This window comes from Mesorhizobium sp. B3-1-6 (assembly GCF_006439555.1).
Lineage (GTDB): Bacteria > Pseudomonadota > Alphaproteobacteria > Rhizobiales > Rhizobiaceae > Mesorhizobium.
This window is the reverse complement of record NZ_VFTM01000002.1, coordinates 222822-236595: the sequence shown is the minus strand read 5'-3', so window position 1 is coordinate 236595 and position 13774 is coordinate 222822. Positions and strand designations below refer to the sequence as shown.

General features: G+C 65.1%; 5 protein-coding genes. 1 reads left to right on the top strand and 4 read right to left on the bottom strand.

The window, feature by feature from the left end; translation table 11 throughout:
• Positions 1–8: 8 nt before the first annotated feature.
• Positions 9–695 (bottom strand): D-lyxose/D-mannose family sugar isomerase, encoded by a 687-nt coding sequence (locus FJ414_RS03380; RefSeq protein ID WP_140641281.1) that lies wholly within the window; start codon positions 693–695, stop codon positions 9–11.
• A gap of 202 nt (positions 696–897) precedes the next feature.
• Between FJ414_RS03380 and FJ414_RS03375 the strand changes: the two genes are divergently transcribed.
• Complete coding sequence (locus tag FJ414_RS03375) at positions 898–1956, top strand: D-TA family PLP-dependent enzyme (RefSeq protein ID WP_140641279.1); 1059 nt, start codon at positions 898–900, stop codon at positions 1954–1956.
• Between the two features lie 32 nt (positions 1957–1988).
• On the opposite strand, the gene FJ414_RS03370 is transcribed toward FJ414_RS03375, so the two are convergent.
• From FJ414_RS03370 to FJ414_RS03360, 3 genes are all read right to left on the bottom strand, one after another.
• Positions 1989–2747 (bottom strand): heme ABC transporter permease, encoded by a 759-nt coding sequence (locus FJ414_RS03370; protein ID WP_140641277.1) that lies wholly within the window; start codon positions 2745–2747, stop codon positions 1989–1991.
• Positions 2748–2853: 106 nt separating this feature from the next.
• A complete protein-coding gene (locus FJ414_RS03365) occupies positions 2854–4623 on the bottom strand; it encodes a glucan ABC transporter ATP-binding protein/ permease (RefSeq protein ID WP_140641275.1) in 1770 nt (589 codons plus the stop codon).
• 374 nt (positions 4624–4997) lie between these two features.
• Positions 4998–13580 (bottom strand): glucoamylase family protein, encoded by an 8583-nt coding sequence (locus FJ414_RS03360; protein ID WP_140641273.1) that lies wholly within the window; start codon positions 13578–13580, stop codon positions 4998–5000.
• Between the last annotated feature and the right edge of the window lie 194 nt (positions 13581–13774).

Here is a 13774-nt window from a genome sequence, read left to right as displayed (position 1 = left end):
TCCCTCGCCTACCCCACCCACTTCTCATAATCCGACACCAAGAGGTGCAGCGGCGCGACGTCCTCGTCGATGTTGGAGAAGCGGCCGATCGGCTCGCGGAAGACGTTGTCGGTCAAATCGTCGTTGACGGTCGAGACCTCGCCGATCAGCACGTCCTTGCCCTCGGCCCAGAAGGCGTGCCAGACGCCGGGCAGGAGCGTCACGCTCTGACCCGGATCGAGCTTCAGCAGGCCGCCGGCCGGCATCCGGTGGATGGTGCCGTCGACCGGCACAGACACCTCCGCCTTCGGGTCGATGCCGCCGTCGCGATCGTGCATGAAGAGTTCCAGCACCAGCTTGCCGCCGCCGCGGTTGATGATGTCCTCGGCCTTGATGTTGTGTCGATGCATCGGCGACAGCTGGTCCTTGCGCGAGATCATGATCTTTTCGGCATAGAGCATGCCCATGCCGAGCTTCATGTCCTCGTAGCGGCCGTTGCGTACGGTGAACAGGAACAGGCCTAGCTCGTCGAACTTCTCCTGGCCGTAATCGGTGATGTCCCAGCCGAGGCGCGAGGTGAAGATGGCCGAGGAGTCGGCCTTATGCGCCTTCATCTCTTCTGGCGACCAATAGGCGAAGGGTGGCATGATATAGCCGAAGGAGCGGATGAAGGCGTCGGCTTCGCGGATGATGTCGTTGATCTTGGAGCGCTTCATGGTCGTGTTTCCTCCCGGCCGTTGCCTGCTGAAATCTGCCCATCCGAATAGCCCAATGCCCGCCCGCTGTCGACGCAAACTGACGGGTTGGCCCCGTGACATGGGCGGCTTTCGGGGCCATAAACCCAACTGATTTGTTTTAACGCAATGTCTTATCCCGCAGCGGTTGCCGCTCGGAAGACATGCTTTGGACGGTGATCCCATGGCAAGCATAGACGACCTCGACACCCCGGCGATCCTCATCGATGCGGCCCGCGCCGAAGCCAACATCAAAAAGGCGCAGGCGCATGCCGATGCCCGCGGGTTGAAGCTCAGGCCGCATATCAAGACGCACAAGCTGCCTTACTGGGCAAAGAAGCAGGTGGCGGCGGGCGCCATCGGCATCACCTGCCAGAAGATCGGCGAGGCGGAGGTGATGGCCGATGCCGGGCTGACCGACATTTTCCTGCCCTACAACATCCTCGGCCGCGCCAAGCTGGAGCGGCTGAAGGCGCTGCATGGCCGTGTCATACTCTCGGTGACGGCGGACAGCCACGATACGCTGGAAGGGCTTGCCGCCGCCTTCACCGATGCCGGTCATCCGCTGTCCGTGCTGGTCGAGTGCGATACGGGCATGGGCCGTTGCGGCGTGCAGAGCGCCAACGACGCGCTGGCGCTGGCGAAGGTGATCGACAAGGCCGAGGGCCTAAGCTTCGGCGGGCTGATGACCTATCCGGCCGCGGGGCGCGCCGGCGAGGCGGAAGCCTGGCTGAAGACCGCGCGCGATACGCTTGCCGCGGCGGGACTCGAATGCGAACGCATCTCCAGCGGCGGCACGCCTGACATGTGGCGCTCCGGCGAAGACAGCGTCGTCACCGAATACCGGCCCGGCACCTATATCTATCTCGACCGCTACCAGGTCGCCAAAGGCGTCGGCACGTTGGACGATTGCGCGCTGACGGTGCTTGCCACGGTGGTCAGCCATCCGACTGCGACCCGCGCCATCCTCGACAGCGGCAGCAAGGCGCTGTCTTCAGATACGCTCGGGCTGCCCGAGTTCGGCGAGCTGCTCGGGGTGCCGGGCGCGCGGGTCACCGGATTGAGCGAAGAGCATGGCACCGTGACACTCTCGGACGGCGCGGGCCTTGGCATCGGCCAGCGCGTGCGCGTCGTGCCCGATCATTGCTGCGTGGTGACGAATTTGTTCGACCAGGTGCACCTGATCGACGGCGACAAGGTGCTGGAAACGCTGCCGGTGGCGGCAAGGGGACGGATGGGGTGAGCAGCGCATTTCCTTCTCCCCTAGGGAGAAGGTTAAGCCCGCTCCGCCTGTCGCGCCGCGACCCTGCGCATCGCGGTCACGCGGCGCCTGAAAATCTCCGTGCGCATCGCCATCAGATGCAGGGCGAAGAACAGCACGGTGAAGCCGAGCGCCATCACGGCGAGCGGCCACAGCATCGAGGGATCGATGGTCGGGCCGCCGAGGCGGAAGACCGAGGCAGGCTGGTGCAGCGTGTTCCACCAGTCGACCGAGAATTTGATGATCGGGATGTTGATGAAGCCGACCAGGGTGATGATGGCGGCGGCCCAGGCGGCGCGGCCGGCATCATCCAGCGCCCGGGTCAGCGCGATGATGCCGAGATACATCAGGAAAAGCACGAAGACCGAGGTCAGCCGCGCGTCCCACACCCACCAGGTGCCCCACATCGGCTTGCCCCAGATGGAGCCGGTGATCAGGGCCAGTGCTGTAAAGGTGGCGCCGATCGGGGCCGCCGATTTCAGCGCCACGTCGGCCAGCGGATGACGCCAGACAAGGGTGCCCAGCGCCGCGATCGCCATGATCGTGTAGCACATCATGGCCAGCCAGGCGAAAGGCACGTGGATGTACATGATGCGCACGGTGATCCCCTGCTGGAAATCCTCCGGCGCGGTGAAGCTCATATAGAGGCCGACGGCGAGCAGGATCGCCGCGACCGCCGCCAGCCACGGAATGATCTTGTCCGCCAGCCCAACGAAGCGCGTCGGGTTGGCGAGATCGGTCCAGGCGGCTAGCCGTGAGGTGGTGTCGCTCATGCCGACCTAAATAGACCGGCATGAGGTTTGGGGCAATTGGACGGATGTCGCAGGCGGGAGCGCGCCCTTGCCTTCTCCCCTTGCGGGAGAAGGGGGAGCTCTAGGATTACGCCGCTTCCGTAACCGGACGGCTGAGGCGGCGGACCTCTTCGTCGTTGAGCAGGCCGCCGGCGCGCAGCAGGGAGGCGAAGCGGCCGTTGCGCAGCGACAGTTCGGTGAAGCCACCGGACTCGACCACCTTGCCCTTGTCCATGAAGACGACGAGGTCGGCGTCGCGGACCGTGGTCAGGCGGTGAGCGATGATAAAGGTCGTGCGATTGCGGCGCAGCTCGTCGATCGCTTCCTTGACGCGGTCCTCGGTTTCCACGTCCAGCGCGCTGGTCGCCTCGTCGAGCACGAGGATCGGCGCGTCCTTCAGCACGGCGCGGGCAATGGCGATACGCTGGCGCTCGCCGCCCGAGAGCTGGCCGCCGCGCTCGCCGACGACGGTATCGTAGCCGCAGCTCTTGGAGAGGATGAAGTCCTGCGCGGCGGCGGCATTGGCGGCAGCGTGCACCTCGTCATTGCTCGCATCGGCGCGGCCGACGCGGATGTTGTCCTCGATCGAGCGGTTGAGCAGGCCGGCATCCTGGAAGACGGTGGCGATCGAATGGCGCAGCGACTTGCGGGTCACCGTGCGGGTGTCTACGCCGTCGATCAGGATGCGGCCGCTGGACGGGGTGAAGACGCGCTGCAACAAATTGATGAGCGTCGTCTTGCCGGCGCCGGTCGGACCGACGATGGCGACCGTCTGGCCGGCCTGGACTTCGAACGAGACGTCCTCGATGCCGTGACCGGAATTGGCGAACTCGAAGCTGACGTCCTCGAAGCGCACATGGCCGGTGACGTTGGCGAGCTCGCGCAGGCCATCGGGCTCGACGGTTTCGGCGGCCGAGTCCTCGAGGCGGTAGAAGTCCTCGAGCTTGGCGCGCGCCTCGGAAATCTGGGTGGTGAAGGCAGACATCTGGTCGAGACGGGCGATCAGCATTCCGGCAAAGCCGGTGAAGGCGACGACGTCGCCGACGCGGAGCTGGCCCCGGGTAACGAGATAGGCGCCGATCGACAGCACGATCATCATCGAGATGGTCGACGACAGGCGGTTCAGCGCGTTGGCGATCGCCCACCAGTCGAGCACAGGGTTCTGCGCGTCGAGCAGGTCCTTGACGTAACGCTTCAACGTCGCGGTCTCATGACCGATGCGGTTGTAGCTCTGCAGCACGGCGACATTGCTGACGCTGTCGGAGACATGGGCAAAGACGGTGTGGTAGTGGCGCTCGACGGCGGTCTGCCCCGACTTGGTGCGACGCATGACGATGCGGCCGATGCCAACGTAGAGCACGCCGAGGCCGAGCAGCACGATGGACATGCGGATATCCATGGCGAGTGCGGTGGGCACCAGCAGCACCAGCGCGATGGCGGTCGAGAGATGCACGCGCATGAATTCGAGCCACAGGCTGAACAGGGTCTCAACGGCGCGCAGCAGCGTGTGCAGCGAATTGGACGTGCCGCGCTGGTGATGCCAGGCGAGCGGCATGGTGATCACGCGCTCGAAGGACTGGCACAGCACTTCGGAGCGGCGGGCATGGGCGAAGCGATCGGCGCCGCGCGCCACGAGCACGAAAGCGACGACGTTGAAGATGCCGAGCGCGGCCCAGACGGCGAGCGTCGAAAACACCGGGCCTTTTTCCGAGATGGCACCAATCACCCGCCCGAGCAGGATCGGCTCGAGGATTGCGATCGCCGCGAGCGCGACATTGGCGCAGCAAATCAGCGCGACGCGCTTCTTGTCGGCCGCCAGATAACCCAGCGCTCTAAAGTAGATCTGCAGAAGTGACACTTCAGCTACTCCGCCAAACTCTTGTCCGTGCTCAATGCCCGTATTGTGCACCGCACCATTTTTTGACACGTATCGGTTAATGTGTCGCGAAACAATGCGTCGTCTATCCCTTCCGTTCCCATTTAGCGAACAAAAGATGACGACGGTACGAAATCTGACGTGATCGCCTAACGGTTTGAGATAAAAGGTGAAATGTCAGCCTTGCGGCAAAATAATGGCACTTGCCCCGCGCTGCCACATTTTTAATCACAAGCTCTTGCTTAGCCTGCCCTAAAGTAAGGCACGCGCCCGGGCGCGGGAGCCTCGCCAAGTAAAAAACGGCGATCGGCCGCGCATCCCGATGGACGCGCGGCCGATAGCCCAAGCCTTTGATTTTACGCTGGTATCCTGACGACGACCTCTGCCTTGCCGCCGGCCTTCGGCTCAAAAGAGGCCGATTTTTTCTTCGAACCGTCGACTTCTAGCGAGATCGACTTGGTCTTTTTGTCGCGGATGACGCGAAGCTTGATCTCGCCGTCGAACATCTTGAGCGTCGCGGCGTAGCCGTCCCAGTGCACGGGCAGCTTCGGCCTAAACGTGATCTCCTTGCCGCGCCGCTCGATGCCGAGGATGCCTTCCACCGCGGCGCGGTAAAGCCAGCCGGCCGACCCCGTATACCAGGTCCAGCCGCCACGGCCGCCCTTGCCTTCGCCGGCATAGATGTCGGCGGCCACGACATAGGGCTCGACGCGATAGTGCTCGGCCGCTGCCTCGTCCGCAGCATGATTGACCGGGTTCAGCATCGAGAAGCAGCGGTAGGCCTCGTCGGTGCGGCCCATCTCGGCCAGCGCGATGACGAACCAGGTGGCGGCATGGGTGTACTGGCCGCCATTCTCGCGCACGCCCGGCGGATAGCTCTTGATATAGCCGGGGTCTTTCTCGCTTTTCGAGAAGGGTGGCGTGAACAGCTTTACGATCTTGAGATCGTCGTCGACCAGCATCTCGGTCGCCTGTTCCATGGCCGTCGTCGAGCGCGCGGGATCGCCCTCGCCCGACAGCACGCTCCAGGACTGAGCGATGGAATCGATCTTGCACTCGTGCGAATTGTGCGAGCCGAGCGGCGTGCCGTCGTCGAAGCTGCCGCGCCGGTACCACTGGCCGTCCCAGGCGGTGCTTTCCAGGGCCCGCTTCAGCGCGTCCGCGTGCTTCACCCAGGCCTGCGCCCGCTTGGCGTCGCCCTGTCCCTTGGCGACAGGCGCGAAGTCGGTGAGCGTCTTCAGCAGGAACCAGCCCAGCCACACGCTCTCGCCCTTGCCGCCCTCGCCGACACGGTTCATGCCGTCGTTCCAGTCACCGCCGAGGATGAGCGGCAGGCCGGCAGGACTGCTGCGCTTGATCGCTAGATCGAGCGCCCGCGCGCAATGGTCATAGAGCGGCGCGGTGTTCTTGGTGATCTCGGGCGTGAAGAAGGCGTCATGCTCGTCCTCGCCGAGCTGCTGCCCGTCGATGAAGGGCAACTGCTCCTTGAGGATGGCGGCGTCGCCGGTCACCTCGATGTAGCGGGCCGTCGCATGCGCCAGCCAGACGACGTCGTCCGAGATCATGGTGCGCACGCCGGCATCGGTGCGCGGCAACCACCAGTGCTGCACGTCGCCTTCCGGGAACTGCCGGCGCGCGGCATTGAGGATCTGGTCACGCGCCAGCTTCGGGTCGTGCGCCAGAAGGGAGAGCGTGTCCTGCAACTGGTCACGGAAGCCGAAAGCGCCGCTCGCCTGGTAGAAGGCCGAGCGCGCGCGGATGCGGCAGGCAACGGCCTGATAGGGCAACCAATGGTTGACCATGGCGTTCATCGCCTCGTCGGGCGTCTCGACCTGGATGGTGTCGAGGAAGCCGCGCCAGGCCTTTTCATTGTCGGCCAGGCGCTGGTCGAAATCCTTGCCGCGATGGGTCTGCACCAGGGCGCTTGCCTCGGCGGGCGTGGCCGCGTCGCCAAGCAGCCAGAGCAGCGTCACGTCGCCACCGGCCGGAATGTCGATGTCGCTGGCGACAACCGCGCAAGGGTCGTCGCCCGCTTCGATGCGCCCCGAAAGCGCAAGCCCGCCGAGCACGGCTTGCGGATACTCCGTCGTGCCGTGCCTGCCGACGAATTCGGAGCGGTCAGCGGTCACCGAATGGATCGGATGGCTGGCCCCCAGAAAGGCGACACGCTCGCCGAAATCGAGGCCATAGGGGTTCTGCGCCAGAAGCGCGCCTGTCGCCGCGTCCCGAGTCGGCACTATGGTCGCCGCGGTGCGCGAGCGGTGGCCGCCCAGCACCCATTCGGCATAGGCATAGACACGCAGGCGCGCCGGCACGGAGCCCGAATTCTGGATGCGCAGCCGGGTGATCTTCACCGGATCGACGGGATCGACCACCTGCGTCAGGTCCATCGACAGAGGCCCGCGCTTCGAGCGGAAGGTGGAAAAGCCCTGGCCGTGCCAGGTCTCATAGGTCATCGACGGATCGCGGACCGTCGCGGCCATCGGCGAGAACGCCTTGCCGCTGGCGTGGTCGAAGACATAGAAGCCCTCGCCCGGCCGGTTGGACACCGGGTCGTTCGACCACGGCGTCAGCTGGTAGTCGCGGCTGTTGCGGCTCCAGGTGAAGCCGGCGCCTTCGGCCGAGACGTGGAAGCCGAAGGCAGCGTTGGAGATGACGTTGATCCAGGGCTGCGGCGTCGAACGCCGTCCGGTCAGCCGCGTCACATAGTGGCGGCCGTCACCGTCGAAGCCGCCAAAGCCGTTCCACAGGCTGAGACCGCTGCCGTCGGCGGCGACATCACTTCCACCATGGCTTGCCGGCACCGGCAAAGGCAGCGGCGGAACAGGTTCGCGCGGCGAGCCGCCCTCGGCCTGAAGCAAGGCATCGCGGGCCTGCAGGGCCGCGGTCTCGGCGCGTTCGAGCTGGTCGAAGATCGTGCCGTTGCGCGTGTGCAGCACGACGCGCGCCACCGACAGCAAGGTCTTGTAGGTCGGCTCATCCATCAGGTCGCGGCGCACCGCGAAGATGTGCTGGCGCGGCCCGAGCTCGCGGCCGCGCAGGCGGCTGTTCTCGCACAGCGTCTCCACCGCGCGCTGCAGGTCCTGCACATAGGACGAGGCCTGCTCGTTGACGACGACGAAGTCGATCATCATGCCCCGCGCCCGCATATATTCCTGGAAACGGAGCGCCTGGGCGACGATCTCGAGATCGGCGACGTCGCCGATGCGCACGAGGAAGATCGGGAAATCGCCGGAGATGCTGGTCGGCCACAGGCTCGACTGGCGGCCGAGGCCCGACGCGATGGATTCCGCCGGCAGGCGCAGGAACGGATCGGGATAGATCAGGTAGCGCGCCAGCTTCTGCACATTGGCGGCGTCGGTGAGGCTGAGGCCCAGATGGCGCGTCTGCACCTGGCTCCGCGTCCAGGCCAGCATGGCCTGGCGGGCGAAGCTCTCCTGGTGGTCGAGGCGGGCGATCGCCTCGTCGAGCTCGGCGCGATTGGCGCCGACGGCGGTCCAGAAGGTCAGCGAGATCTTCTTGTTGGCCGGCACGCGCACCTGGCGGCGAAGTGCTGCCACCGGGTCGAGCGTGAAGCCCTGGCTGCCCGAAAGCCTGACGCCGGGATCGAAAGCGACGGCATCGGCAATGGTGCGGCCACGGCCGATGAAGGCGCGCCGGTCGGTCTCGGCCTCGGCATCGCGCGACGGGCCCGACGGGTCGGTGACGAAATGCACCATGGTGAGGTCGGGGTCGTTCTTGTCGCGCTTGCGCCGCGTGGCGAAGATCGCGCCGTTGTTCGGCGCGATCTCGGTCTCGACGAACATCTTGGAGAATGCCGGATGCGCGTTGTCAGAGGCTTCGTTGCCGAGCACCAGTTCGGTGAAGGAGGTCACCTCGATATGCCGGTCGGCAGCGCCGTCATTGTAGAGGGTGATGCGGCGGCCTTCGCCATTGCCTTCGGAAATGACGATGCATTCGACTTCGGAACGCAGCGAGCCCAATGTCTTGGTGAAGCTCGCCTTGTCGTCGCCGAACAGCGTCTGGACGCGTTCGCCCTCGGCGCGCTTCGGTTCCGCCGTGGCCGACCACCAGTCACCCGTCGCGGTGTCGCGCAGGAAGATGTAGGAGCCGAGCCGGTCCTCGCTCGGATCCGGCTGCCAGCGGGTGACGGCAAGCTCGCCGAAGCGGCTGTAGCCGGAGCCCGTCGCGGTGACCATGACCGAATAGCGGCCGTTGGACATGACGTTGGTCGCTCGCAGCGCCTTGATCGGATCGAGGATGACGCGGCTGTCGGGGCTCTCGGTCTCGGTTTCGTCCTTGGATCGCTCGTCCGCTTCTGTCCTGACGGTTGCGGTCGGAATGTCGCGCGGCGCCTTCTCCTGCAACAGAAGCTCGGCCGACTCGATCACCGGATCGCTGTGGAAACGCTCGCGCAGCCGGCCCTCGAAAATGGCGTCGGCTACCGCGGCGATCGACATGCCGGAATGGTGCGCCATGTAGTTCTGCACCACGGCGTGGTCGGTGCCTTCAGGCACGCGCTGCGGTGTGAAATCGACCGCGTCGTAGAAGCCGTGGCGGCCAAGCGCGCCGATCGAGCGCAGCCGCTGCAGGTTCTGCACCGCCTCGCGCGGACTGAACTGGGCGGCCAGGATCGTCGCATAGGGCGCGATCACGGTGTTCTGGCCAAGGCCGCGCTTCAGGCCGAGCCCGGGCACGCCGAAATTGGTGTACTGGTAGGTGAGCTCGCGGTCGCGGGCATTGTAGGCCGCTTCCGAAATGCCCCAGGGCACGTTCTTGGAACGCGCATACTGGATCTGGCGCTTGATGATGAGCTTGCTGGTCTGGTTGAGGATCGAGCCCTGCGGCTCCTTCATCACCAGCGGCGGCATCAGATACTCGAACATCGAGCCCGACCAGGACATCAACGCGCCCTGGAAGCCGATCTCGACGATCGGCCGTCCGAGACGGAACCAATGCTCGGTCGGCAGGTCGCCCTTGGCGATGGCGAACAGGCTGGTGAGCCGCGCTTCCGAGGCAAGCAGGTCGTAGCAGCTCTCGTCGAGCTGGCGGTCCTCGACCCGGTAGCCGATCGAGAGCAGCTTGCGCTCCTGGCGCATCAGGAAGGAGAAATCCATCTCGAAGGCATAGCGGCGGCAGCGCTCGCGCAGCGCAAGCAGCTTGGCGCGCAGAGCGGCGACCGCGCTCTCGTCATTGTGCGAATCGTGCACATGCGCCTCGCAGGTCGCTTCCAGCCGCTCCGCCCAGTCGGCGATGACATCGCTTTTCGGCGAGGCCGCCTCGGTGTGGATGGCGGTGGCGAGCTTGCGGATCTCGCCAGCCAGCACGGCAAGGTTGATAGTGCGGATCGACGCCATCTCAGGCTGTGCCTTGATGGTCGCAACCGCGCGACGCATCCCGTCGAGACGGTCGGCCAGGCGCTGGCGCAGCGGCCGCAGTTGCCGACGGTCGTCCGGCAGCTCGTCCAGGCTTTCGTCGAGAATGGTGACGGTGTCGATGATGCCTTCGAAATCGCCCTGCAGGTGCACCGACGGCGCTTCGGCCCATTCGGCGCAGGAGGCGGCCACCGCAACCAGATGTCCAGCGAGATTGCCGCTGTCGACAGCGGAGATGTAGAGCGGATAGAGCGGCTTCAGCGTCGTCGTGTCATACCAGTTGTAGAGATGGCCGCGATCGCGCGGCATGTTCTCGATGGTCGTCATCGTGGCGTCGATGCGGGTGATGGCGTCCGACAGGCTGATCCAGCCGAAATCGCGCGCTGACACCACCGAAAGCAGATAGACGCCGATATTGGTCGGCGAGGTGCGCGGCGCCACCACCGGCGCCGGGCTTTCCTGGAAATTGTCCGGCGGCAGATGATGCTGCTCGGCCGTCACGAAGGTCTCGAAATAGTGCCAGGTGCGGCGCGCGAAGGTGCGCAGCGCGTGGATGTCGGCGCTCGAGATGCGCAGCCTGTCCTCGGTCTCGGCCGAGCGGCTGATCCAGCAAGCGACGGCGGGCGAAGCGATCCAGAAGATGGCGAAGAAGAAAGCGACGAAAGCGCCGGTGGAATCGGCCAGCACCGGAATCGCGAGGCCGACGACGCCGATGATCACCGCGCCATACATCATGCCGTAATAGGCGCCGAGATCGCTGCCGCTGTTCTTGGCGGCCTGCGAGGCGGTGCGCCATTCGAGCAGGTTCTGACGGCTGACGAAGAGCCGGTAGATGGTGCGGACGATGGCATCGCCCATCATCCAGGCGAGATGCGCCATCAACAGCACTTTGAGCGCCACAAGCGCGGTGCCGAACACGGTGTCGCGCGCCAAGGCGGAGAAATGGCCACGCGGCGTCTGGTCGCCGCTCTTCGGCAGGATGCCGTTCACGATGTCGAAGGTCGGCGCCATGAACAGGCTGAGGATCAGAAGGGCCTGCCACTGCGCCGCCTGGGTGAAGGGCAGCAGCGTCCAGCCGGCGATACAGGCCATCACCCAGAAGATCGGGGTGACCGAGCGGCGCAGATTATCGACCATCTTCCAGCGCGACAGCGCAGGCACGCCGGAGCGCGGGTCGAAGATGTAGCCGAGCAACTGCCAGTCGCCGCGCGCCCAGCGATGGTGGCGCGAGGCGTCGACCGAGTAGCGTGTCGGATAGTCCTCGACCAGTTCGACATCCGTCACCAGTGCGGCTCGCGCGAGCGCGCCTTCGAGCAGATCGTGGCTGAGGATGGTGTTTTCGTCGATGCGGTTCTTCAGCGCCGCCTCGAAGGCGTCGACATGGTAGAGACCCTTGCCGGTGAAGGAACCGTCGCCGAAGACGTCCTGATAGACGTCGGAAACGGCGAACACATAAGGGTCGAGGCCGCGATTGGCCGAGAAGACGCGCTGGAAGAAGGAGGCGTCGTCGCCGCTGGTGAGCGAAGCGGTGATGCGCGGCTGCAGGATGGTGTAACCGGCGGTGACGACGCGCTTGACCGGATCGAAATGCGGGCGGTTGAGCGGGTGGGCAAGCTTGCCGACCAGGTCCGAAACCGCATCGCGCGTGGTGCGCGTATCGGCGTCGAGCGTCATCACATAGACGACCTTTTCCGGCAGCGGCACGTTGAGCGGCAGGAAGGTGGTGTCGCTGTCGCCGCGCAGCAGGAGGTTCAGCTCATGCAGCTTGCCGCGCTTGCGCTCCCATCCCATCCAGCAGCCCTGCGCCTGATTGTAGAGCCGGCGGCGATGCAGGAGATAGAAGCGCGGCGAGCCTTCCGACGGATAGCGGGTGTTCAGCCTGGCGATCTCGTCGCGGGCATATTGCAGGATCTCGATATCGGCGGCGTCGATCTCGGTCTTGGAATCCGGCCAGTCGGACAACAGCGCGAAGTGAATCTCCTCGGCCGTGTTGGCGAGATGATGCACCTCGATGTTGCGGATATTTTCCTCGACGTCGTCGCGCGAGCCGATCAGCGAAGGCACCACGACCAGGGTGCGCGATTCAGCCGGGATGCCGTGCTTGTTGTAATCGTAGCCGACAAGCCTGGTCGGTTTCAGGAACAGTGCCACCACGGTGTTGAAGAAGGCTAGAGCGCCTTCGCTTGCCGGCACCGCGAACAGCGCCAGCATCAGCGTGATCGATTCCACCGACAGGCCGAGATTGGCAAGCGCCCTGCCCGACAGCACGAGCAGCAGCGCCGTCAAAAGGAAGACCGGCACGACGATGCCCAACCAGCCGGCGCTGGCAAAGCCGCGCTTGAAGGTCACATAGAAAGGCGGCCGGTAGCCGATCGCCTTTTCCAGTTCCTGGCGGCGCGGGCCAACCAGGAAGAAGCCGACATCGGTATGCACGTCGGGGTCGGCGGTTTCGGGCACGCCGGACGCGTCGGTGACGCCGGGCGTGTGGCCGGCAAGCTCGATCGCCTTTTCGGCCACCCGGTATTCGGACAGATCCGAGCGGCGCGCCAGCTGCTCGATCGCTGTGCGGTACTGGTCGCGCGAGAAGAAGTCGAGGTCGGCGAAATCGGTCTTCTGGCGCAGCAGCGTGTCGATGCGGCTGACGCCCTCGAACCAGACCGTCCAGTCGACGTCGTTGATGAGGCGCAGGCCGCGGATGATGTTGCCGGTCGTGACGTTGCCGCTGGAGAGCGTCTGATGCTCGGAGATGATGATCTCCTCGGCGTCGGAGCCGGTCTTTTCGAGCTCGCCTTCCAGCCATTCCAGCGCGCGGCCGGCGTTCTGCGACCCGTCGCGCAAGCGGTAGAGCAGCTGGGTGGCGAAGGTGGTGTCCTGCGCATGCGTGCCGTAGTTGGACAGGATCCTCGTGCGGTCGGCATTGTCGTCGGTCGCCAGAACACGGTCCGCGACCTCGTTGGCGATGTGGCGCATCTGCCTGGTACGATCGACGCGCACGGCGATGCGGCGCAGGTTCTCGATCAGCACAAAGCGCAGCAGCGACGGCAGCGCCCAGAGCTCGCCGATCTTCATCGGCTCGACCGACTGGAAGCCCTCGACGATCGCCTTGAACATATTGGCCGAGACGGAGCTGTCGGAATGCTCGACATAGCCCCAGGCAACGACGAAGGCGCGCGGCAGCACCGTGCCGTCGCCGAGTGTCAGCGTCGGCAGTTGGCGATAGAAGCGGCGCGGCAGGTCGCGCTTGACCTGGAAGATGGTCTCTTCGACCAGGTAGTTGTTGTCGAGCAGCCATTGCGCGGCCGGCGTGATGGTCTCGCCCTCGGCCTGGGCGGCGTTGGTCGAGCGGTAGACTTCGAGTATTTTCTTGGCGCTGTCGCGGATGCGGGCCTGGAACTCGAACGGAGCGAGCCCGAACAATTCCTTGACTTCGCCCTTGGCGAGCGCAACGCCCAAGGCGCGCAGCCGGTCCTCGGGCAGGAAATTGGAGCGTATCGGCGCTTCCGTCACCACCGGGAAGCCGGCGCTTGTCTGTTCGATCTTGTTCGGGTTCGTCTGAATGTTCATTGAAAATTCCGTAAGCGGGGGCGCAATGCGGCGTCACCGCCACGGCAATGCCCCTAAAACCGGTTCAATTGCAATTGGTTGCATGACTGGTTGGCCGAAAGTTTGTCTTGCGCACCACAACAGGGCGTGCCCTTTCGACAGCTCGTGGGCGAACGCCCCTCGCTCTCCGCCCCGATTGGATCAGGGCAAGAATT

What these genes read in the sequence shown, in the direction of transcription:
- FJ414_RS03380 (WP_140641281.1), bottom strand. Translation starts at nt 695, where the DNA reads ATGAAGCGCTCCAAGATCAACGACATCATCCGCGAAGCCGACGCCTTC.
- FJ414_RS03375 (WP_140641279.1), top strand. Translation starts at nt 898, where the DNA reads ATGGCAAGCATAGACGACCTCGACACCCCGGCGATCCTCATCGATGCG.
- FJ414_RS03370 (WP_140641277.1), bottom strand. Translation starts at nt 2,747, where the DNA reads ATGAGCGACACCACCTCACGGCTAGCCGCCTGGACCGATCTCGCCAAC.
- FJ414_RS03360 (WP_140641273.1), bottom strand. Translation starts at nt 13,580, where the DNA reads ATGAACATTCAGACGAACCCGAACAAGATCGAACAGACAAGCGCCGGC.